27 protein-coding genes and 1 pseudogene are annotated in these 21,883 nt (G+C 56.3%); 17 read left to right on the top strand and 11 right to left on the bottom strand.

The features are described from left to right. Positions 1-12: 12 nt before the first annotated feature. The 6 genes from LOY31_RS13035 to LOY31_RS13010 all read left to right on the top strand — a co-directional run bounded on the left by LOY31_RS13035 (position 13) and on the right by LOY31_RS13010 (position 3,144). Positions 13-444 carry a VOC family protein gene (locus tag LOY31_RS13035; protein ID WP_258713437.1) on the top strand — a complete coding sequence of 144 codons (432 nt, stop codon included), beginning with the start codon at positions 13-15 and terminating at the stop codon, positions 442-444. A gap of 18 nt (positions 445-462) precedes the next feature. Continuing rightward, positions 463-651, top strand: coding sequence for a hypothetical protein (locus tag LOY31_RS13030; RefSeq protein ID WP_408980471.1), 189 nt, complete (start codon positions 463-465; stop codon positions 649-651). 67 nt (positions 652-718) lie between these two features. Further along, a complete protein-coding gene (locus LOY31_RS13025; protein WP_258713436.1) occupies positions 719-1,042 on the top strand; it encodes a gamma-glutamylcyclotransferase in 324 nt (107 codons plus the stop codon). Beyond that, positions 1,023-1,469 (top strand): hypothetical protein, encoded by a 447-nt coding sequence (locus LOY31_RS13020; protein ID WP_258713435.1) that lies wholly within the window; start codon positions 1,023-1,025, stop codon positions 1,467-1,469. The genes LOY31_RS13025 and LOY31_RS13020 overlap by 20 nt, the downstream gene beginning before the upstream one ends. A gap of 7 nt (positions 1,470-1,476) precedes the next feature. Next, entirely contained in the window at positions 1,477-2,169 is a 693-nt protein-coding gene (locus LOY31_RS13015) for a phytanoyl-CoA dioxygenase family protein (protein ID WP_258713434.1), read from the top strand. A 57-nt stretch (positions 2,170-2,226) separates the two neighbouring features. Continuing rightward, positions 2,227-3,144 (top strand): helix-turn-helix domain-containing GNAT family N-acetyltransferase, encoded by a 918-nt coding sequence (locus LOY31_RS13010; RefSeq protein ID WP_258713433.1) that lies wholly within the window; start codon positions 2,227-2,229, stop codon positions 3,142-3,144. 3 nt (positions 3,145-3,147) lie between these two features. Here the strand turns inward: LOY31_RS13010 and LOY31_RS13005 are convergent, their stop codons facing one another. From LOY31_RS13005 to LOY31_RS12995, 3 genes are all read right to left on the bottom strand, one after another. Then, complete coding sequence (locus LOY31_RS13005) at positions 3,148-4,350, bottom strand: FAD-dependent monooxygenase (protein WP_258713432.1); 1,203 nt, start codon at positions 4,348-4,350, stop codon at positions 3,148-3,150. Continuing rightward, positions 4,347-4,868 carry a MarR family winged helix-turn-helix transcriptional regulator gene (locus LOY31_RS13000; RefSeq protein ID WP_258713431.1) on the bottom strand — a complete coding sequence of 174 codons (522 nt, stop codon included), beginning with the start codon at positions 4,866-4,868 and terminating at the stop codon, positions 4,347-4,349. The genes LOY31_RS13005 and LOY31_RS13000 overlap by 4 nt, the downstream gene beginning before the upstream one ends. A 186-nt stretch (positions 4,869-5,054) precedes the next feature. After that, positions 5,055-5,510, bottom strand: a complete 456-nt coding sequence (locus LOY31_RS12995; protein WP_085604483.1) for a helix-turn-helix domain-containing protein — start codon at positions 5,508-5,510, stop codon at positions 5,055-5,057. A 96-nt stretch (positions 5,511-5,606) separates the two neighbouring features. Between LOY31_RS12995 and LOY31_RS12990 the strand changes: the two genes are divergently transcribed. From LOY31_RS12990 to LOY31_RS12960, 7 genes are all read left to right on the top strand, one after another. Next, on the top strand, positions 5,607-6,548 hold the full coding sequence (locus LOY31_RS12990; protein ID WP_258713430.1) for an aromatic alcohol reductase: 942 nt from the start codon (positions 5,607-5,609) through the stop codon (positions 6,546-6,548). A 130-nt stretch (positions 6,549-6,678) separates the two neighbouring features. Then, a complete protein-coding gene (locus LOY31_RS12985) occupies positions 6,679-7,668 on the top strand; it encodes an aldo/keto reductase (RefSeq protein ID WP_258713429.1) in 990 nt (329 codons plus the stop codon). Then, positions 7,665-8,804 carry a carboxymuconolactone decarboxylase family protein gene (locus LOY31_RS12980; protein WP_258713428.1) on the top strand — a complete coding sequence of 380 codons (1,140 nt, stop codon included), beginning with the start codon at positions 7,665-7,667 and terminating at the stop codon, positions 8,802-8,804. Before LOY31_RS12985 ends, LOY31_RS12980 begins: the two co-directional genes overlap by 4 nt. 121 nt (positions 8,805-8,925) lie before the next feature. After that, positions 8,926-9,870: an alpha/beta fold hydrolase gene (locus LOY31_RS12975; protein WP_258713599.1), complete on the top strand. Its 945-nt coding sequence runs from the start codon at positions 8,926-8,928 to the stop codon at positions 9,868-9,870. Positions 9,871-9,920: 50 nt separating this feature from the next. Then, positions 9,921-10,973, top strand: coding sequence for an alpha/beta hydrolase (locus LOY31_RS12970; protein ID WP_258713427.1), 1,053 nt, complete (start codon positions 9,921-9,923; stop codon positions 10,971-10,973). A gap of 81 nt (positions 10,974-11,054) precedes the next feature. Continuing rightward, entirely contained in the window at positions 11,055-11,948 is an 894-nt protein-coding gene (locus LOY31_RS12965; protein WP_258713426.1) for a LysR family transcriptional regulator, read from the top strand. 520 nt (positions 11,949-12,468) lie between these two features. Further along, a complete protein-coding gene (locus LOY31_RS12960) occupies positions 12,469-12,831 on the top strand; it encodes a DUF6124 family protein (RefSeq protein ID WP_085604505.1) in 363 nt (120 codons plus the stop codon). A 163-nt stretch (positions 12,832-12,994) separates the two neighbouring features. Here the strand turns inward: LOY31_RS12960 and LOY31_RS12955 are convergent, their stop codons facing one another. The 6 genes and pseudogenes from LOY31_RS12955 to LOY31_RS12930 all read right to left on the bottom strand — a co-directional run bounded on the left by LOY31_RS12955 (position 12,995) and on the right by LOY31_RS12930 (position 17,964). Further along, positions 12,995-15,277: a P-loop NTPase fold protein gene (locus LOY31_RS12955; protein ID WP_085604508.1), complete on the bottom strand. Its 2,283-nt coding sequence runs from the start codon at positions 15,275-15,277 to the stop codon at positions 12,995-12,997. Positions 15,278-15,527: 250 nt separating this feature from the next. Then, positions 15,528-16,217, bottom strand: a complete 690-nt coding sequence (locus LOY31_RS12950) for a hypothetical protein (protein ID WP_258713425.1) — start codon at positions 16,215-16,217, stop codon at positions 15,528-15,530. 126 nt (positions 16,218-16,343) lie between these two features. Further along, positions 16,344-16,745 carry a hypothetical protein gene (locus tag LOY31_RS12945; protein WP_085604513.1) on the bottom strand — a complete coding sequence of 134 codons (402 nt, stop codon included), beginning with the start codon at positions 16,743-16,745 and terminating at the stop codon, positions 16,344-16,346. Between the two features lie 336 nt (positions 16,746-17,081). Next, a pseudogene (locus LOY31_RS12940) lies at positions 17,082-17,321 on the bottom strand (hypothetical protein). A gap of 66 nt (positions 17,322-17,387) precedes the next feature. Beyond that, on the bottom strand, positions 17,388-17,627 hold the full coding sequence (locus tag LOY31_RS12935) for a hypothetical protein (RefSeq protein WP_258713424.1): 240 nt from the start codon (positions 17,625-17,627) through the stop codon (positions 17,388-17,390). A 106-nt stretch (positions 17,628-17,733) separates the two neighbouring features. Beyond that, complete coding sequence (locus LOY31_RS12930; protein WP_085747576.1) at positions 17,734-17,964, bottom strand: hypothetical protein; 231 nt, start codon at positions 17,962-17,964, stop codon at positions 17,734-17,736. A gap of 278 nt (positions 17,965-18,242) precedes the next feature. On the opposite strand from LOY31_RS12930, the gene LOY31_RS12925 reads away from it, so the two are divergent. Then, positions 18,243-19,052, top strand: coding sequence for a DUF1206 domain-containing protein (locus tag LOY31_RS12925; RefSeq protein ID WP_085604519.1), 810 nt, complete (start codon positions 18,243-18,245; stop codon positions 19,050-19,052). Between the two features lie 57 nt (positions 19,053-19,109). On the opposite strand, the gene LOY31_RS12920 is transcribed toward LOY31_RS12925, so the two are convergent. Further along, complete coding sequence (locus LOY31_RS12920; RefSeq protein ID WP_258713423.1) at positions 19,110-19,586, bottom strand: hemerythrin domain-containing protein; 477 nt, start codon at positions 19,584-19,586, stop codon at positions 19,110-19,112. 284 nt (positions 19,587-19,870) lie between these two features. Continuing rightward, entirely contained in the window at positions 19,871-20,119 is a 249-nt protein-coding gene (locus tag LOY31_RS12915) for a hypothetical protein (protein WP_258713598.1), read from the bottom strand. Positions 20,120-20,280: 161 nt separating this feature from the next. On the opposite strand from LOY31_RS12915, the gene LOY31_RS12910 reads away from it, so the two are divergent. From LOY31_RS12910 to LOY31_RS12900, 3 genes are all read left to right on the top strand, one after another. After that, positions 20,281-20,748, top strand: a complete 468-nt coding sequence (locus LOY31_RS12910; protein WP_258713422.1) for a metallophosphoesterase family protein — start codon at positions 20,281-20,283, stop codon at positions 20,746-20,748. 43 nt (positions 20,749-20,791) lie between these two features. Next, the gene (locus tag LOY31_RS12905) at positions 20,792-21,412 is read left to right on the top strand and encodes a LysE family translocator (protein ID WP_258713421.1); all 621 of its coding nucleotides are present in this window, start codon (positions 20,792-20,794) and stop codon (positions 21,410-21,412) included. A gap of 117 nt (positions 21,413-21,529) precedes the next feature. Continuing rightward, positions 21,530-21,877, top strand: coding sequence for a metalloregulator ArsR/SmtB family transcription factor (locus LOY31_RS12900; RefSeq protein ID WP_085747440.1), 348 nt, complete (start codon positions 21,530-21,532; stop codon positions 21,875-21,877). The last annotated feature ends 6 nt before the right edge of the window (positions 21,878-21,883 follow it).

Below are 21,883 nucleotides of genomic sequence, written 5' to 3'. Positions count from 1 at the left end.
GGAATTCACCCCATGTTTCAACGGAACAAACTGGTTCCAGAATTGATGGTTACGGACCTGCAGGCCAGCTTCGCTTTCTGGGTCTCCTGCCTGGGCTTCAACATCGCTTATCAACGCCCGGAAGATGGCTTCGCCTACCTCGACCTGAATGGCGCTCAAGTCATGCTCGAGCAGGTTGAACCGCATGCAGGCCAGTGGCTGACGGCGGATCTGAACAAACCTTTCGGAAGAGGCGTCAATCTGCAGATTGACGTTGAGGTGGTTGCTCCCATCATCGAAAGACTGGGCGCCGCACAAGTTCCACTCTATAAAACCTGCAAAGACACCTGGTATCGCGCTGACGACGTCGAAGTCGGCCAGCGTGAGTTTCTCGTTCAGGATCCGGACGGTTATCTCGTAAGACTGGTAGAACGTCTGGGCGAACGTCCTGTTTGCCCGATTTGATCAAGGACGATAAAAACAATGAAAAACGGCAATTTGGCACGGCCTCGAACGGGCGAATTGCAGTCGCCGGCCATTCCCCTGCTCGAAGAGGATTCGCCCGGCGAAGGCATCATCTGTGCGGACAGCGGCGCTCGTTCCCGTGAGGTGATCCAGCAACAGGTGGTGGCGTTGATCGACGGTTTTCTGAGTCGGTCGGTGCAGAACTGATCGCGCTGTTGCCTGCACATCGTTGATACGTCAGGATCCCTCCCTTTTTTGACTGGCAGGAGCAATCGTGGAACGTCTCTTCGTTTATGGAACCCTGGGCCCTGGGCGGCCGAATGAGCATGTGATGCTGAACATCGGCGGCACGTGGCAGGCTGCTTCGCTAAAGGGGCGCCTGTCGCAGGCCGGATGGGGCGCGGCGATGGGCTTTCCCGGGCTGGTGATTGCCGAGGATGGTGATGTCATTGAAGGTTTCGTCTTCGCCTCCGAGAATTTCCACCTGCACTGGGCGGCGCTGGATGAGTTTGAAGGGGCGGAGTATCAGCGTGTACTGACTCAGGTGACGCTGGATGACGGGACGGCAATGGATGCGTATGTCTACGCGCTCAGATAGTCGGCGTTCGCCCTTTTCTCGGCGGCTGAAGATCGTCCTTGCCGGGCTATTGTTTTGTGTCGGGCTGTGGAGTGTTTCCGAGTGGTGGGAGAAGGCGTTGGCGAAGCCAGCCTATGCCGCTGATATCAGCCCTGATGGCTGCTTCAGGGTGCAAACGTTCAGACCTTTCTGGCTACTGCCCAACTTCCTTCACCCTCAAGCACCGCCGGACGACGCCTTCGAAACTCAGTGGTTTGTCAGCTGGGAGTCTCCTGCCTTTTTCCGTTTGTACGATAATCGCGATGGTCAGTTACTTGGCGAAAGCGAGATCTACGATCTGGTGAGTTACGGAGACCGATTGTCTTGGGGTTACGGCAGCGATACCGAGGTTCGCGTCGGCATGATCACGATCGGCAATACTCGTCCTGATTGTAAAAAGGGAGACTGATGAAGCCATGACGAGCCGCGAACTACTCCATAGCAAAGGCTACGCACTGCTCTTTGGAGCGGTTCCGATCACGTGGCTGGCCGCCCTTCGCCTCGCTTTCGATACCGGCATCAAACCCTCAAACGAATGGCCCGTGCCCCGTGGCAGCGACTGGCGCCATTCGCAGCTGGACACTGACCCGACCGTTCAGGCCGTGTGCCGATTGCCACAATTACTGGCGGTGGTGGGCGAGTTGATCGGCGAGCGCTTCTTCCTCTCTCAGGTCGAGGGCCGAGAACCGCTCGCCAATGGCGGCCACCAACAGTTGCACCGCGACTTGTCGGCGCAACGCCCCGGCGACACCGTCAACGCGCTGGTGTACCTCGACGATTACAGCCCGGAAAACGGTGCGACCCGCATCGTTCCCGGCAGCCATCGCCCTGCTCTGGGCGAGCCTCCGTTCGACTCCACTGACGAGTCCCGATCCGTGCAACTGACGGGCAGCGCGGGCGACATCCTGATCTTCGATGCCGACCTGATCCACGCCGGTAGCCTGAACGCCAGCGGCGCACGCCGGCGCACCCTGTTGATCACCTGTTTTTCCGAATCGCTCTACGCCACACACCTGGAAACGGTGGGCCTCAGAAGCATACAAATGGACACGACTGAGCGGTTCGATCCGGAGGACTTTGCGTTCGGGATCATGAAATCATTCATTTGACTTGATTGCCTTAGGCAACTATATAGTTGCCCAAGGCAACCATATGAGCATCCCGCCATGTCCACCATCACCGACCGCGCCGACATCGTTCGGCAATTTAACCGCTTCTACACTCACCAGATCGGCGTGTTGCAGGAGCATCTGCTGCAAAGCGATTACTCGCTGACCGAGTTGCGCATCCTCTACGAACTCGCCTCCGGCGGTGACCTGACCAGCGCCGACCTGCGCCAGATGCTCGGCCTCGACGCGGGTTACATGAGCCGGATCATCAGCGGTTTCGACAAAAAGGGCCTGATCCAGAAAGTCCCCTCCGCCACCGACGCTCGCGCCAGTCAATTGCACATCACCGACCTCGGCCGCGAGATCCTCGCGCCGCTGGAGCAAGCCTCGCGGCAAGAGGTCATCACCCTGCTCGAACGCCTGGCCGAACCGCAGCAACTGCAACTGATCGCCTCGATGAAGCAGATTCAAACCCTGCTCGAAGGTGGCCAACCGACGACCTATCTGCTGCGCGATCCGCAACCCGGTGACATGGGCCTGGTGGTGCATCAGCAGACGGCGATCTACAGCCGTGAGTACGGCTGGAATTCAGAGTTCGAAGCGCTGGTGTCAGAGGTTGTCGCCAAATACCTGCGCGAATTCGACCCCACGGGCGAGCGCTGCTGGATTGCGGAGAAGGACGGCAAGGTGGTGGGTTCGGTGTTCGTCATCCGCCACGACGAAACCACCGCAAAACTGCGCATGCTCTACGTGGATGCCAGCGCGCGGGGCTTGGGAATCGGCAATCGGCTGGTCGAGGAATGCCTGCGGTTTGCCCGTGATATCGGCTACAAAAAGATGATTCTGTGGACCACCAGCAATCTGGTGGATGCCCGCCGGTTGTATCAGCGGGCGGGGTTTGAGTTGGTCGAGGAAGAGCCGATTCACAGCTTCGGCAAAGAGCTGGTGAGCCAGACCTGGGCGATCGAGTTGTGAGGTTTATGCTCGCGGTGAGTCGTCGTAGTCAGGCAGGACGATGGCGTCGGCTTTCGGCGAAAGGATTTTGCCGAACAGTTTCTTGAGCCCCGGCGCAGTGGCCATCCGCAGCACGGCATGGCCGAGTGCAATGCCCAGACGCGAATGCGGCGAGGCCAGCCTTGGGGCGAACTTGGGCACGCTTTGCGCCTGAGCCACGAATGGACGCATCAGCGCTTCATAGGCGGCGAAGGCCTGATGGTGATCGGCGTGGCGCCCGAGTTCTCCGGCCAGCACGTAGGCGCCGCACAGTCCAAGGCTGGTGCCCATGCCGCTGATGGGCGACGCACAATACGCCGCGTCCCCGAGCAGCGCGATGCGCCCCTTGGACCAATGGGGCATTTTGACCTGACCCACCGCTTCCAGATAAAGGTCAGTCGTGTCATCCAGCGCGGCGAGCACGCGAGGCGTCTCCCAACCCGCGTCGGCAAACAGTTTTTTTAACAAGGATTTCTGTTCGTCCTGCGACAGCTTCTCGTATCCGCTCGGCGCCTGCTGAAAAGACAAAAACGCGCGCGTGGTGCCGAGGTTGTCAGGACGTAAACAGACGCAGCGACCGCCCGGCAAGTTGTGCCAGCGCATCACCTGGCCGTCGCTCGGCTGTCGAGGCACGGTGAAATAGGCCGTGTAGAGATCGAGGGGGCGCCGCTTCACTTCATCGCCGAACACCTGATTGCGGGTTGTCGAACCGATCCCTTCGGCCACGATCACCAGATCGAACACCTGCTCTCCGCCCTGCTCGAAACGCACGTGAACCTGCTCGCCATCGTCCTCGATGGTTTCGATGCTGTCGCCGAACCGGTACGTAACTCGGTCTTCGCTGTGCTGGATCAACAGCTTGGCGAGCTCACCACGCAGGATTTCCAGCTCCGCGATCGGCCCGTCACCGTCAAACGCATCGACCCCGATGAACGCCTTGGTCTGGTTGTCGCGGTCAACGAAAGCGATGCCCTGCTCGTGCGTCGTGTTCGCACGAATCAGCTCCTCCAGCCCCATGCGCCGCACCACTTCACGCCCGGCGCCGCGCACATCGATGGTTTGCCCGCCATCGCGAAACGCCGGCGCCCGCTCGACCACCGTGACGTCCATGCCCTGACGCGACAGCCAATACGCCAACGCGGGGCCGGCGATGCTTGCACCGGTGACGAGTATTTTCTGTGGTTTCATTCTGCGTCCTGCGTTTCAGAAGTGACGGTCGTGCTGCCCGGCAACGTGTTGCGGTAGACCTCGATCACCCGGCCCAGAAAGGTCTCGATGACTGCACGATCCCGGTCGTCGAGCGCCCCCAGCACCGCGCTCAACCCATTGAGCATGGGCGCGATATGCCGATAGGCCTGCGCCACTGACGCCGGCACCGGGCACACCAGCACCCGGCGCTTGTCGTTGAGCTGTCGCTCGCGAACCACGTGCCCGGCGCGCTCCAGCCGGTCGATAACCTGGGTGATGCCCGCCGTGGTCACGGACAGACGCGAAGCAAGCTCGGTCGGCGGCAACGGCCCGTCGGTGATCAGATGCTCCAGCGCCGCCACGTCGGTCTGATTGATGCCCAGCATCACGCCCAACTGGCCGGCCGCAGCACGGGTCAGGATGGCGATCTGTTGCAACTGCTGGCCAACGGCATCGCTGGCGATTTGTAGGGTGCGTGGATCTTCGGCAGGATTGGGCGGTGATGTGGGTAATGACATGCGCAGGTCTTGTCCGGAGATCGAGGGATTCGGTTTGAGGCGAGCGACACTAGCATATAGCTAACTTGCTTAGCTAGTTTTGTAAAAGCCGACCCGAATCCTCAATGCCGAGACAGAAAATGGCAAAAAATCAAAAAGGGGACTGATGTCCCCTTTTCTCTGAAGCAACGCGCCCGTGCCGATTCACTAAGGCACCTCTGAATCCACTGCCATGGGCGTGGGGACTTGCCAAGAAGGTTTTTGGTCAACCTGAGTGTCGAAAGCACGACGTGCCTTGCGAATGTCGTCGACGTTTTCGACCACCCACGTCCACACAGGCGACATACGGACCAAAAGCCCCATGCCCAGTGGCGTAAGCTCGTATTCGACACGCGGCGGAACTTCACCGAACTCCCGCCGAATCAGAAGACCATCACGCTCCAGTGAGCGCAGCGTCTTGGTCAACATGCGCTGAGTCACGCCCCTCATCTGTCGCTTGATCTCGGCATGACGCATCGTGCCGTACACACCCAAGGCGTGCAGGATGCCCAACGACCAGCGACTGCCGGCATGCGTGAGGACTTCTCGACGGACGCCGTCATCATCGTCTCTCAGCGTCTGGCAGATCATTTCTGCCTGGCCAAGAGTCTCTTGGTCGGTCATTTCTCCTCCCGGTATCACACGTGTGCCTTCTTACTGGTGCTGTCGAATGGTGCAAGTATTTGCCCATCTTACAGACAGCAGGTTTCAGGAGACATCATGACCGAAGCAACACAGCCTTCCCCCCAATCGATTCTCGTACTCGGCGCCGGCGAACTCGGCCTGCCGGTTTTGCGCAATCTCGCACAGGTCGCAAAACGCGCACCCGGATCCACAGTCAGTGTCTTGCTCAGGGCCTCGACCATCAGCACCCAGGTGCCTGAGAAAAAGGCAGAAATCGATGAGCTGCGGAGTCTGGGGATCCAAATGGTCGCCGCCGACCTGGTGAGTGATTCGATCGATCAGTTGGCTGAAGTCTTCGCCCGATTCGATACCGTCATCGGCTGCGCAGGCATGGTGGCGGGTCGGGAAACGCCGATGAAGCTTGCCACCGCAGCGCTCAAGGCCGGTGTGAAGCGCTACTTTCCCTGGCAGTTTGGTGTGGATTTCGAGGTGATCGGACGAGGCAGTCCTCAGGACCTGTTCGATGCTCAGCTCGATGTGCGCGAGTTGCTACGCGCCCAGGATAAAACCGAGTGGGTCATCATCTCGACGGGCATGTTCACCAGCTTCCTGTTCGAGCCAGTGTTTGAGGTGGTGGACTTCGAAAACGACACAGTCAACGCCCTCGGCAGTCTCGACAACAGCGTGACGCTCACCACACCGCAAGACATCGGCAGGTTGACCGCCGAAATCGTCTTCTTCGAGCCGCGCTTTCGCAATCAGATCGTCTACCTTTCCGGCGACACCGTGACCTACGGACAAATGGCGAGCATCCTTGAACGGGTGCTTGAACGTCCGTTCAAACGCAACGTCTGGACTGTTGAGCACCTGATCCAGGAACTTGAAAAAGATCCCACCCACCACATCAAAAAGTATCGCGCCGTGTTCGCACAAGGCAGAGGCGTGGCTTGGCCGAAAGCTGGCACGTTCAACGAACAGCAATCCATTCTAGTCACCAACGCGGAGCAATGGGTTCGAGAAAACCTCGTGAGCCGCTGAAATCATCTGGCGCTCACCGGTCCTGTCGGATTGATGAGCGCAACTCATAAACCCTTGCCGATTTACCCGTCTAGTCCCCTCTCCTGCGCTCGCTTACTGTTCCCCCAACGCCAAACCACGGGAGATCAGAATGCATAAGCGAACACTCGGCAACAGCTCACTCACCGTATCGGCCCTTGGCTTTGGCTGCATGGGTCTGAGCCATGGCTACGGCCCCGCCACTGATACTCAACAAGCCATTTCCCTGATCCGCTCAGCGGTTGATCAAGGCGTGACGTTCTTCGATACCGCCGAGGTCTACGGGCCCTATCTGAATGAGCAAGTGGTGGGCGAAGCGCTGGCGCCGGTCCGCGATCAAGTGGTCATCGCCACCAAGTTCGGCTTTACCTTCGGCGACGACAATAAACAGCAGATCCTCAACAGCCGCCCCGAGCATATCCGGATCGCTGTCGAGGGTTCGTTGCGCCGGCTGAAGACCGATTACATCGATTTGCTCTACCAGCACCGGGTCGATCCGGACGTGCCGATCGAGGACGTGGCCGGTGTGGTGAAAGCGCTGATTGGCGAAGGCAAGGTCAAACACTTCGGCCTGTCGGAGGCCGGTGCGCAAACCATCCGACGCGCCCATGCGGTGCAACCGGTCACGGCGCTGCAAAGCGAATATTCGTTGTGGTGGCGCGAGCCGGAGCAGGAAATTCTGCCGACGCTTTGGGAGCTGGGCATCGGCTTCGTGCCGTTCAGTCCGCTGGGCAAGGGTTTCCTCACTGGCACCGTGTCTGCCGAAACCACTTACGGCAGTGACGACTTTCGCAGCATCGTCCCGCGCTTCAGCCAGTCAGCGTTGCAGGCCAATCAGGGGCTGGTGGTGTTGATCCGGCAGATCGCCGCGCAGAAACAAGCAACACCGGCGCAAATCGCATTGGCCTGGCTGCTCGCGCAGGCACCGTGGATTGTGCCGATTCCCGGTACAACCAAACTGCATCGTCTGGAAGAAAACCTCGGTGGAGCTGACATCACGCTCGACGCCAGCGAACTCAAGGCAATTGATACGGCACTGGCGCAGATCCACATCGAAGGCGAGCGCTATCCCGAAGCTCTCAAGGCGCGGGTCGGCCGATGAATCGATTGATCGCGCCATTCGTTGCCTTATCGCTCATCAGCGCAGAAGCCCCAGCCGCCAGTGAAATCCGCATTACCCCGAAAGGCTCCCAACCTTCTATCCAGGGCGCACCCGAAAACTTCACCGGCACAGTGCGCGTGGACGGCCTGTTCAAGGGCGAGCTGCCGGCACGTGTCGGTGGCGGCACGGTGACCTTCGAGCCTGGCGCACGCACCGCGTGGCATACCCATCCGTTGGGGCAGACGCTGATCGTCACGGCCGGGGTTGGCTACGTGCAGCAAGAAGGCGGGCCGCGTCAGGAAATCCGCCCGGGCGACATTGTCTGGATCCCCCCGCTCACCCGTCACTGGCATGGCGCCACAGCGAGCACCGGCATGACGCACATTGCGATTGCTGAAGCCGAGGACGGCAAGACGGTCACCTGGGCCGAGAAAGTCTCGCAGGCCCAATACGATCCAGCGACACCGCAAGACACGACCGGCACACAAGCCAGCATCGACACACTGTCGAAGAAACAGCAGGCGATTCCCCTGATCGCCGCGTTCATGGCCACCAGCGACATGCCCAACCTCAACGTGGCGCTCAACCAGGGACTCGACGCGGGTCTGACCGTCAGCGAAGCACGGGAAATTCTCGTGCAGCTCTACGCCTACGTCGGCTTCCCGCGCAGCCTCAATGCGTTGAATGAGTTGATGTCCGTCGTCCAAGCGCGCAAGCAACGCGGCATCGAGGATGCGCCGGGACGTGAGCCAAGCCGGGCAATTCCAACCGGCGAAGAACTGCTTAAAGCTGGCACCGCCAATCAAACGAAGATTTCCGGCGCCCTGGTCAAAGGCCCGGTGTTCGAGTTTGCTCCGGTGATCAACCGGTTCCTGCAAACCCACCTGTTCGGCGACATCTTCGAGCGTGACAACCTCGACTGGCAAAGCCGTGAACTGGCGACCGTCGGCGCGCTGGCGGCGACTCCGGGCGTGGAACCGCAATTGCGCTCGCACATGCTGGCGAGTCTGCGCGTGGGGCTCAGCGCAACGCAGTTGCGCCAAGTCACCGAGCAATTGAAAAAGCACAGCGATGCACAGACCGTCGAACGGGCCAACACGGCGCTGACCCAAGCCCTCGCGGCTTCGGTGAAATGACATGATGCCTGCCAAAACCCTGCCGGTTCTCACTCTGTTAAGCCTGTTGAGCGCCTGCGCAAACCAACCCGAAAGCCCATTGCTGATTCAGAAACAAGGCAGCTTCGCCGCTGGCGGAACCATGACCACCGCACCGGGCACCTTCGATCCGCGCAAGCCGCTGTCGCCCGACGGCCAGACCTACCACGGCGACCACGCCTACGCGTTCTACCAGATCCCGGTCGATGCGCGAAAACTGCCCATCGTCATGTGGCACGGCGCCGGTCAGTTTTCCAAGACCTGGGAAACCACCGCCGATGGCCGCGAGGGTTTTCAGAACCTGTTTCTGCGTCGCCACTACGGCGTCTATCTGATTGATCAGCCTCGGCGCGGCGATGCGGGTCGCAGCAGTGTCGAGACGACCATCAAACCGGTGCCGGACGAGCAACTGTGGTTCAACCAGTTCCGCATTGGCCTGTGGCCGAACTACTTCAACGGCGTACAAGTGGCGCGGGACGCGCAGAGCCGCGAGCAGTTTTTTCGTGCGATGACGCCGAACACCGGGCCTTTCGACATGGGCGTGGTCTCCGATGGTGTGTCAGCCGTTTTTGATCGAATCGGCCCGGGCATCTTGTTCACCCATTCCCAGGGTGGCGGACCGGGCTGGTTGACGGCGATCAAGAACGACAAGGTCAAGGCCATCGTGGCGTTCGAGCCTGGCAGCAGCTTTGTGTTTGCCGAAGGTGAAGTGCCGGCGCCGATTCCCAGCGCGTTCGACACGGTGCAAGGCGCAGCCGTGCCAATCGAGCAATTCATGGCGCTGACGCGTATTCCGATTCTGATCCTGTACGGCGACAACATCCCCGAACAGGCCGTCGACCTGCCTGCTCAGGACAGTTGGCGCGCCCGCCTGAAGATGGCCCGGCTATGGCGTGACGCGGTCAATCGGCACGGCGGCGATGTACGCCTGATTCACCTGCCGGAGATCGGCATCCACGGCAATACCCACTTCCCCATGTCGGATCTGAACAACGTGCAGATCGCCGATCTGGTGGCGCAATTCCTCAAAGAAAAACAGCTGGATTGACCCGTCCCCTTCTTTCGACTGCCGCCCTTTTGATTGCTCAGGAGCTTCACGTGAAAAACACTCTCAAAGCCACGGTCATGTCGGCATTGGTCGGCCTCTGTGCCGGCGAATCCCTGGCCGCCGACTACAAAAAGAACCCGTTCACCCTCGCCTATGACGGCGCGCTCACCAGGAACGAACCGGGCAAGGTCAACATTCATCCGGTCAGCTACAAACTCAACGGACTCGACATCGCCGCCAACGTCTACACCCCGGCCAACTACGACGCGAAGCGAACCTACCCGACCGTGGTCGTCGCACACCCGAATGGTGGCGTGAAAGAACAAGTCGCCGGTTTGTACGCCCAGCGTCTGGCCGAACAGGGTTACATCACCATCACCGCCGATGCGGCGTATCAGGGCGCCAGCGGTGGTCAGCCGCGCAGCATCGATAAACCCGCGTATCGCATCGAAGACATTCACGGCATGGCCGACTTCATCAGCCAGTTTGCCGGCGTCGATGACAAACGCCTGGGCCTGCTCGGCATCTGTGGCGGTGGCGGTTATTCGCTGGCGGCGGCACAAACCGACAAGCGCTTCAAATCGCTGGCGACCGTCAGCATGTTCAACTCGGGCCGGGTGCGCCGCAACGGCTACAACGACTCGCAGATGGACAGCATTCAGCAACGTCTGCAACAGGCATCGGCGGCCCGCGCGCAGGAAGCCGCCGGTGGCGCGGTGTTGTATTCCGGTGATGCCAACCTGACGGATGAGCAGATCGCCAAATTGCCGTTCGAACTCTATCGCCAGGGCTACGAGTATTACTGGAAGACCCACGCGCACCCGAACTCGACGTTCAAATACACCACCAGCAGCCTCATCGACCTGATGCGCTTTGACGCCACCCACCAGATCGAGCTGATCAATCAACCGTTGCTGATGATCGCCGGCAGCAAGGCTGACAGCCTGTACATGACTCAGGACGCCTTCCCCAAAGCCACTGGCACCACGGACAAGGAAGTGTTCATCCTCGAGGGCGCCACCCACATCGAAACCTATTGGGTGCCGCGCTATGTCGACGCCGCCATCAGCAAGCTGAGTGCGTTTTACGCCCGCACGCTGTAATGAACGCTCTGGGGGTCGCGCATCCGTGCGCAACCTGGTTTCATGGATTAATCCCGCGCCCCTCATGAGAGGTTTTCATCAATGTCCCGCGCCAACCTCAACGACCTGCAAGCCTTCGTGGTCATCGCCCGCGAAGGCAGCTTCACCCGCGCGGCCGCACAACTGGGCGTCTCGCAATCAGCGCTGAGCCACACCATGCGCACGCTGGAAACACGGCTGGGCGTGCGCCTGCTGACGCGAACCACCCGCAGCGTTTCGCCGACCGAAGCAGGTCAACGCCTGTATCAATCGATGGCGCCACGCTTCGATGAAATCGAACTGGAACTGGCCGCGGTCAGTGAGTTTCGCGACACCCCGGCCGGCAGTGTGCGGATCTCCGCGTCCGAACATGCGGCGAACAATATTCTCTGGCCCAAGCTGTCGAAGGTGCTGCCTGACTACCCCGACATCAAAGTCGAGATCATTGTCGACTACGCCCTCACCGACATCGTTGCGCAACGCTTTGACGCCGGTGTTCGCCTGGGTGAACAGGTGGCCAAGGACATGATCGCCGTGCCCATCGGTCCTTCGTTGCGCATCGCCGTCGTGGGCTCCCCCCAATACTTCAAAGACCGCCCGATTCCCATAACGCCGGGCGATCTGGCCGCGCACAACTGCATCAATCTGCGCCTGCCCACCCACGGCAGCCTGATGCAATGGGATTTTGAAAAGGACGGCCGCGAACTGAAGGCCCGGGTCGAGGGGCAATGGACATTCAACAGCAGCGTGCCGATCCTGCGCGCGGCGGTGGCTGGATGTGGTTTGGGGTTTCTGCCGGAGGATATGGTCGCCAGGGAGCTGGATGACGGCAGTCTGGTGCGGGTGCTTGAGGACTGGTGCCAACCCTTTGCGGGTTACCACCTTTACTATCCTAATCGTCGTGAGCAGTCGTCGGCGTTTGGGGTTGTGGTGGATGCGCTGCTCTATAAGGGCTGAATGAGCGTTGTGGCTGCCATGGATTTAATCGGTTGCCCCGGCCAATTGAGCTAACACTGACACCAGGGCGGGTACAGCGGAGAGCTGCAACTCGGCATCGTACAAATGTCTCGCTTCGTATGGCGATCAGTGGCGGGCGCCATCGGAGGTTGTTTAAGGGTTTCGGCCTCTGCTGTTTAAAGACACTCAGCGTTACTTCCTCAAGGCTACAACGCCTTGCGTCATTGCCTACGACTACGCCAGAATCCGCCGGCTTGTGCGTCTGGGACGCGGGTTCTATCGTTTCCGGGTCACTGAAAAACAGTGATGGGGTTTGGTAGCCCGCTTCGTTCTAGACTCATGGCGTCACCGTGTGCAGCCCTTTCTCAGGGCTCGGATTTCATGGTGGTCATGCGTGGGGCTCATTCGTGGGCGCCGGGTTCTAGTGCGACCGGTCTACCAACCCGCGTATGGCCGCCACCCAACGTTTGGTAGCGAAGGGTGATGGTTCCTTTTGGTAATCGCGCTAGAGGATTCATCCATGTTCAAACCAACACCGAACCCACCGGAAACCGATCCGGTTTCTCCCTACAAATTCCCCGATTCCCGAACCCTGAACGAAGCGGCAGAACGCGCGCTCGATCACTACCTCACCCCGCAGCAACGGATCATGGGCAGCCATCACAAGCACGACCCCATGTATATGGCCAACCCGGCCTACAACACTGAATCCCTACTGGCCAATGCCAGCGAATCGCTGGGGTCCGCCAGCGAAATGCTTAATAACTTTGCTGCCACGCTGGAGCCTGCCCATCGCAAGACTGCGATCGGGATTGCGCAGCTGGTGATGTTGAGTGAGTTGGCGGTGAATCAGGCGTTGGATCATGTTGAGGTGAAGGGCTAAACGTTTGTCTTCTGCGGGCGGGTAAACGCGTCGGCAGAAAGAGTGAGCGTCGACCGAAGCTGCCATGGGGAATGGCAGCTTTCGCCCAAGAGTGGACATTCGGATCAGACTTTCTTAAGGAGCCAGTAAAGTCAAATTATCAAGAGAAGCAGAAGCGATTCAACTATCGGAATGAAAATGTATTACCTACCGAACTTTCTAATTTATCTTCTGCCTCTGGCAGTGGCAACCCTCCCACATCAACTCCCCAGGTTTGAAGCTGATACCTCAATGATTCCAAATCTCCGATGCCGCTTGAGAGCCATCGCTCTCGAGTCACTGCTCCCCAGCACGCTTCAATTATTTTTATGTGTTCAATGGCGAACGATGAAAACCCTGTCATCCGATTGGCTACCATATTGAGATAGTCTAAAGAGTTTTTTGCAAGAATACTTTGCTGCTCTGAAGAGCCGACATTCTCCCATAAATTTAGAAGCTTAGATTTGTGGCTATGGGAATATAGCAAAGAGTCCTTATCCCGAAGCAAGGCCGCGCGTTGATTTTCTTCGCCCTCCAAGTGGGACAGATAAATACCGTTGGCTGTCGTGAATAACTCCAAAGCATTGTCTACCGCCGCATCCGCAGTTAGCTGCTGAACGATCATAGCAAGTTCAGGCAACCCCGACTGCCTATTGTGTCTAAAACACCGATAAAACAATGATACTTTGTTTGAGCAACGCTCCGCCGTGTGCCTCACAAGCTGACGTTCTAGCACACGCAGCAGTGCCTCATCAGCATTACAATACTGTGAAAGATCAATGCTAACGTCCAATGCGCGGCTACAGAACTCTAAACCACCAGAAGCAACTACGAGAGCACTTATCTTGTCCTGTTTAATTAGATTAATGAGAAATTGAGCAATTCGCTCTGCCAACACAAGCGAATTTTCCCTGCCAGCCTTTATCTTTGGCAACCTTAGTTGGCGAGTACAGATGACGTATTGATCAAGCGTCATATTCAATAATTTATGCGAAGCTTCAAGCGAGTCTGTAAGCGCTCGCTCTGCGGATAGATCTAATGCGCAAGCCAAACATTGATCATCAACATCCGTACTCCACTTCTCAATTAGTTGGCCAATCTCTTGCTGTGTAAAACACGGTGCGTGCGTCCCTAACTGCATCTCATAATTTATTTGTTCTGGGTCCTGAAACGTTCGCAACCCTTGAAGCTTAACGATCAACTTATACAAGCGATCAAACTCTAGGCTACCCTGCTCGCACCCTGATGCATTCATAGCGTTGTTCAACAGAGTGGCAGCTTCAGTTTTTCTCTCCCGGTCAAAGGCAATCCCTAACGATGGCTTTCCCTTGCCCAGCAAGGTTCGTTCAACAATCTCTACCAACGCTTCAGATTCACGCCTAAACAAAGTCTGAATTATGATTGCCTCCCATCTCAACTCACCCTCTCCATGACGAACTGCTGACTGTCTGAGTCCGCTCAATTCGCGTGCGATGCTTTTTATTTGCCTTGGATTATCGGGGAACCATTGAGCGGCAGCATTCCTTGCATTTACTGGAATGAATTCGCAGTACTGGTCCAGCACCTGTTCAGCCATGCGTACCGAAAAATGCTTTGGTGGTACTTTGAGGTCATAAGTCACATCAATTATTTTTTCCAAAAATGGCTGACGGACAGATGAAAATGCAGCAGAGTAATCATCGAGAGAACGAGTTATTATTTCCTTATCAAAAGCCAGCACAAAAGCAAATCCCGGCCAATCCAAATATTCGCGTAGAGTCATCAGGGTTTTAGGTAATATTCTCGGATCTGCACGATCAAGATCGTCAACAAACACAATTACCTGATGTTCTTTCAGTAATTCCCGGAGTTGCTCAACCGTCTCTGAGCTCAAGCTTAAACGTTGCTCCACAGACTTAGCGATTGCTCCTGTAAACGCCGCACTGGCTGTGATCATCTGGGAGATATCACCGTCAAGCTTTCCTGACGCCTGCCCTGTTGCTTCAGCAATACTGACATAGCCTAAAGATAACTTGTGAACAAGACGCTTAAGCTTAAACTTCAGCGAGGTTTTTTTATTACGCTTTTCAATTTCTGAATTCATTTCACGACTAAGAGTAGTCATAAAACTGTCAGCTTCAGCCGCTCGCCAAGCAGAAACATGGATTACCACATCACCCTGCGCCACTGCGATGTCACGCAAAAGGTTGAGTAAACTGGTCTTCCCTGCGCCCCACTCCCCGTACAACCCCATGCGTGTAGAATATCCACCATGTGCGGATTTTATGGTTCTATACATTGAATGTGCAATCGGCAATCGGTCGAGGTAGTCTTCGCTGGAAGTGGATATTGCTGCATCGTGGCCAGCTTGTGTGTTGGCAACCTCGAAACCCTCGACATGGAGGTTGTTTTGATCGTTTCTCCTCCCGAAACTTCGCCGTAACGCCACCTTTACCACTCCTACCTAAGTTCATGTAAAAGCGGATGATAACGAAATACTTGGATTTTTGCTTGTTCTGTCTCGATACTTACCACGATAGACACCGCTTAGACCCATGTAAAAAGGGGACGAAAAAGCGACGAAAAAGTGGACTGATAAATTTATCAAAAAAAATCAGCCCCTATTTTTTAGCTGACGAAAAATTTTGCTAATGAGGCGCCAGCGAAAGCGGCAAGAGCGATTGGAAACGCAATTTCAATCAAAAAATCCTGAGATTCTGAGACTTAAGAAGAAGCCCGAATCGTCGATCAAATCGAGCGAGCGAAACAGGTACACGTGCTTGCGTCAAAATAGACTCAGTAGAGACTATCGATGAGTGAATCTGACCCATAGTAGTATTTAACATAACTATTGCCTGATGGGCCATCGCCCCGTTTGCGTCTGGGTTTTCATTCTTAATGATTTCATCGATTCTCAAATTTATTTGTGAAACTTGCTCATCGACTTTTGAGGCGATCTCTTTGTAATCAACCAGCGCCCTAGACTGCTGGCGCCACCAATTATAAAGCGTCGACTGTTTCGGATCGGAAGGATAATCCATACCCTCTGCGCCGAATGTTCCGGCAGTTACGAAACCAAGCTTTGCGCCAGTTAATCGAATCGCCCACTCGCTATAAAGCTCATAACAATACCAAAGATAATGTGTCAACGAGTAAAGAAATACGACAGAAAGACCAATCATGAGCTTCGTTGAAGTCACACCAGTTAATGACACTCCAAAAATAGAAAAACCGGGAGCCGCTTCAACCCCTCCAAATATCAGAACAAGAACTACCGAAGAAACAAGTATTAGATTTCTTTTTATCTTCGCAGCAGCTTCAGATATATCAAAGCCGACGGGCTCCCCCATCGTTTTTTGCAGCGCGTCAATTTTTGCAGCATCGGTCATAAATTCACTCCGCTATCCCGCCCCTTTTTTAGTCCCCTTTTTTGAGAGCTGCATCGGGTCGTTCTCTTCCGTCACGCGACGAGCAGAAGACGCCCAAAAGCAGTCCTTCGGGGGCTCAAGTCGAACCTACTTCGAAAGCCCGTTTGCTCGGTCGTCGACCTCACGCAAAATTCTCATCAGCTCAGGCCGCGTCCACTTCTCCCAAGGAAATACTTCCCGGTCATCGTCGCTGTGCCAATACTCGCCTGCATCGAATGCCTGGTAGATAGAAAATGCCGGCTGGGGCATTTCTGCGTGAATGGACAAATCGACGATATCGCTGATGACAATATTCATCACCTCATCACAGTAATGAAAATCGCGGGTGCCCGTGATAAACAGTCTTGCTACTGAGATCGCCAATTGATTCAACAGATCGCGACTGTCAATCTGCAGATGCTCACACATCACACTTAATTCCGGATTTGGGGCCTTCTCAATGACCGCAAGTACGTAATCAAGGTTGTCGTCACTCAGACCTTTGCTCATGGGGTAAAAGTACTCGCCAATTCAGTTTTGCCATGGATTCAGGACAGGTTTGTCAGAAAACCATACTGCCAGATGTGCTGTCGAACTTCCGCTTTGGCTCGAAAGCAGCCATTCCCACCCGAACCACCAACGGAGAGCCCCCCATGAAAACCGCCCTGATCTCCGACACCCACAACCTCGTCCGCCCCGAGGCCCTCGCCGCGCTCCATAAAAAAGGGGACTGATTATTTCTCAGATGCGGAAAATAAATCAGTCCCTTTTTTTCCATGACCGGCTAGTTCCAGGGCGCTGTATTCGGCTCTGGTAGGAACATTGGCTCAATCGGAGTGGATCGCCCTACTCGCCTTGGGCGTCCACCACTTCGATTCGAGTGATTCCGACCAGACTCGTCTGTTCGATAATCTCCTCAGGTGTCGAGTCTGCATCAGGCATGATCAGACTGTTCTCGCCATCCCCGAAATGTAACTGCAACTAGTGCATGGCCGCGTCCTGAATGGGCAACTCAGGCTGCTTCAGTTCGAGCTGATGGGTACGGGGCTGGTCGTTGAACAGGTACGTGATCGTGTAATTGCGCATCAAAAAAGGGGACTGATTTATTTCTCAGAAAATAAATCAGTCCCCTTTTCTCCTGAGTGGATCGCCCTACTCGCCTTGAGCATCCACCACTTCGATTCGCGTGATTCCGACCAAACTCGCCTGCTCGATAATCTCCTCAGGTGTCGAGTCTGCATCAGGCATGATCAGGCTGTTCTCGCCATCCCCGAAATGTAACTGCAACAAGTGCATGGCCGCGTCCTGAATGGCCAACTCAGGCTGCTTCAGTTCGAGCTGATGGGTACGGGGTTGGTCGTTGAACAGGTACGTGATCGTGTAATTGCGCATGGATGACACCCTCAGAATAGTAATCGGCACCTATCCCGACTGAGTGGTCAGCTTATAGTTCAAGCAGATGACTGTTCATGAATTTCGATCCAGTGACCTGATCTGATCAGCCTCGCGACAAGGACTTCAGACGCTCCACCAGTGCGGCTTCAAAAATGATGTACAGCCGCTCGGCATCGCCGGCACGCAACGCCCCGCCGGTTTCCAGTCCCAGCACGAAGCCATCCGCTCGCGCCCCTGCCTTGACAGCAATGATCATCGAATCTGCCCGGACAATCTGCGCCAGTAGCCGATCCGCCTCTCGCTGAATTTTCTCGCCCAACACCACGCCTTCCACATCGCCACCCAATACCCTCAATTCGACATCCAATACACGACAGCGATAACTGCTGAAACCCAAATGATGGTCAACACAATCGAATAGCCAGCCAGTTGCTTGTCCATCTGCACCACTGCATCAATATGAATCTAAATGATGGGTCAGGATCGTTCAGCCCGCAACCACACCTCACATCGCCGTTGGGACCACAGGTTGCGCGATCATCTACGACTTGTAATAGAACCCCCTCCAGAAAGGACGGTCTGCTCTTTTATGACCTCTCGGAAGCAAATCCAATGTCCGCGCAGCGCAACCTAGTAATACTCGCTCGGGGTGGATACGCCTCCCGCGGAATGCTCTATTTGATCATCGGTATATTTGCCTTGATGGCAGCCCATGACTCGACAAAACCAAAGGACAGTCACAAGAGCCTGGAGGCCTTGCTGAGCCAACCGTTCGGCTATTTTCTGGTGGGACTTGTGGTCGCGGGTCTGCTTGCATTTTCGGCTTGGCGTGTCCTGCAAGCCGTACGCGATGTCGATCATCACGGCGTGCAACTCAAGGGGCTGGTGATTCGTGCAGGCCTGTTTGCAGGAGGTTTGGTCAACGGTGCTCTGGCGTTTTTCGCATTGGGCCTGCTCGTGAGCGGCACCCGAAGCTCGAGCCATTCAGGAGAGCAGACCAAAGACTGGCTGGCGCATCTTCTGTCGTGGGAACACTCGAATTTATTGTTGTATCTGATCGCGCTCATACCACTGGGCGTTGGAGTGGCTCACATCATCAAGGGATGGAAGGCTTCGTTCGAAAAGTATTTTGAGGCCGACGACGAGGTCATGCGTTACGTCCGTCCAGTGTCACGATTCGGCCTGATCGCCCGCGGAGTCGTGTTTATGGAAATCGCTTTGCTGCTGGCAGTCAGCGGTTCCGCTTATCAAGCCATGGACCCACCCGGCATGAAGGAAGCGCTGGACGCACTCCAGAATCTACCCGCTGGATGGCTTGTCTTGATGGTGATGGCTCTGGGGCTGATTGCCTTCTCGGTTTACAGTTTCTCTGAAGCGTGTTGGCGCAAGATAAACATGGATGTGCCAGGCGTAGCCAAATGAAAAGCCCGGCATTAAGCCGGGCTTTTGATTGCGCCGCAGGTCCGTCTATCTATTCGTTCAGGCCGCCATATTCGAACCGCTGAGGCTTTTCTTCAGTGAAGCCTTCATCACTTCCATTTCCTTGCCCAACTCATCGAGCTTGGCATTGCCCAGCAGCTTTTTGGCCTGGGGAAACATCTCGGTTTCCTCTTCCTCGATATGGTGTTCCAGAAGCTCCTTGACCACCTTCACGCGACCGGCGAACTCGGGTGTAGAAGGATCGGTGGACTTCAGGTCTGGCAATACCAATGAATCTACCGTGCGGTGTTCTTCTTTCGCCTCGTAGTACATCTCATCCTGCTCCTTACCGCCTGCTTCCTTGAAAGCCGGATACAGAATCTGCTCCTCGAGCTGGGTATGAATGGTAATTTCCAGTTCAAGCTTTTCCAGCAACTCCGCACGTTTTTTTAATGCGCGATCGGTGGATTCACTGAGTTGATTCAGGATGCCTTTAACTTTTTCGTGGTCAGTTTTCAGAAGGTCGATGGCGTTCATTTGAGGCCTCTATCACGGATTATTGTTCGCCGATCCAAGTCGGCAATTCTCGCGTCATTCCAAACAGACATCGCATATTTTGTGCCAGCACTTCAAATTCTAAATGTCATTAAACATCAACGGTTTGTGCAGGATGATGGCCAAATAAAAGCATGCACTCTGCATGAGTAGAGGCTGAGATTCTTGCAAATAGCGGAAGCGCGCCAGTAATCGGCAATTGCTGCGAGAGGTAATAGCGATTGGATACAGACGGAGGACGCTAGGGCCAGTAGCCCTAGCTGATATCACTTTTTCTTGTTCGCCGGTTTTTCTGCTTTTTCTGATTTTTTAGCCTTGGTTGACTTGCTATCAGATTTTTTCGCAGATTTTTTTGGTTCGGCATCTTTTTTCTTGTCTTTCTTTTCGGGCGATTTGGCAAGAGCCGAGGCCGCCGCTGACTTTTTCGCCGGGGACGATTTTTTGTCTTTCAATTCCTTGGCATTTTTCGAGGACTCAGCTTTATTTTTCTTTTCTTCTTTAGCCACGTCGACCACCTCACGAAGTGCCGGTATTGGCACATTGCCTATGAAATTTTCCACAAGCTGATCATTAGGCGAGAGCGCCCTGAAGCGGTTCAAATTATTTGATACCGTTAAATGGCTTCATATATAACCGAACCAACAATTCGTCTTTCAAAACATCATCGGAGATATCCATGAAAACCGCCCTGATCTCCGACACCCACAACCTCCTCCGCCCCGAAGCCCTCGCCGCGCTCCAGGGCTGTGACCAGATCATCCACGCCGGCGACATCGGCAACCCGGACATCCTCGCCCAACTGGCCAAAATCGCCCCCGTCCACGCCGTGCGCGGCAACAACGATCTCAACAGCCCATGGGCCGAAAACCTCCCCGACCTCCTGACCTTCTCCCTCAACGGCTGGGCAGCACTCCTCGTTCACGACATCGCCGACGTTCCCGCCGATCTCGATCCGGGCATCAGGCTCATCATCACCGGCCACTCCCACAAACCCCGCATCGAATGGCGCGGTGAGCGTCTCTACGTGAATCCCGGCAGTGCCGGCCCTCGGCGTTTCAAGTTGCCGGTCACGCTGGCGATCCTCGAGATACAACCCGACCGCATCGAACCGCGCCTGATCTCCCTGCTGGATCCCCCCGCCTGAAACCGCTACCGTTCCCCCATCCAGAACAGGGAACCCACGCACCATGTCCATCGCCGACAACCTTCTCGCCTTCACCCTCGCCGCCACGTTGCTGACCCTGACACCCGGCCTCGACACCGCGCTGGTGCTGCGCACCGCCACCGTTGAAGGCAAGCAGCAGGCGTTGCGTGCGGCGTTGGGGATCAATGCCGGTTGTCTGTTGTGGGGCGCGGCGGTGGCGTTTGGGTTGGGGGCGTTGATTGCGGTGTCGGAGCTGGCCTACAACCTGTTGAAGTATTGCGGCGCGGCGTATCTGGCGTGGCTGGGGTTGAACATGCTGCTGCGCCCTCGCCGCTCGCTGTCACCGGCCGAGGCCGACGGCAAGCCGGGGGCGAACTGGTTTTTCAAGGGCATGTTGGGGAATGTGCTGAATCCGAAGATCGGGATTTTCTACGTGTCGTTTCTGCCGCAGTTCATTCCGCAAGGCCAGCCGCTGGTGCCGTGGACATTCGGGCTGGTGAGCATTCATGTGGTGCTCGGGCTGATCTGGTCGCCGGTGTTGATTGGCGCGACGCAGCCGCTGTCCGGGTTCCTTCGGCGCGAGAAGGTGATTCGCTGGATGGATCGCACCACCGGGATGATTTTCGTACTGTTTGCCGCGCGGTTGGCGCTCAGCAAGCGTTGAGGCGCCTGCGTTAAACACACCTTCGGTCGAGAGCTGCCACGTCATCAAACTCAAGACTTGCCCAACACATATGGACATCCGTATATTCGGACAACCATATGTACTGAAGACATCCACATGCTCAACCCCGCCTCCGTTTTCAAATGCCTCGCCGACGAAACCCGCGCCCGGGCCACGCTGCTGATCACCCGTGAAGGTGAGCTGTGTGTCTGCGAACTCGTCTGCGCGCTGGACGACAGTCAGCCGAAAATCTCCCGCCATCTCGCGCAGCTGCGCACCTGCGGTCTGTTGCTGGATCGCCGTCAGGGCCAGTGGGTTTATTACCGGCTCAACCCCGATCTGCCGGCATGGATTCGCACGCTGCTTGAAACCACGCTCGCCGCCAACACCGCCTGGCTGGAAGAAAACAGCGCGCGGCTGGCGGTGATGGGCGATCGCCCGCTCAATACGTCTGCCTGCTGCTGAGGATCG

The organism is Pseudomonas sp. B21-021 (genome assembly GCF_024749205.1).
GTDB lineage: Bacteria > Pseudomonadota > Gammaproteobacteria > Pseudomonadales > Pseudomonadaceae > Aquipseudomonas > Aquipseudomonas paraglycinae.
The sequence above is the reverse complement of the archived record's forward strand: the minus strand, read 5'-3'. Positions and strand labels throughout refer to the sequence as shown.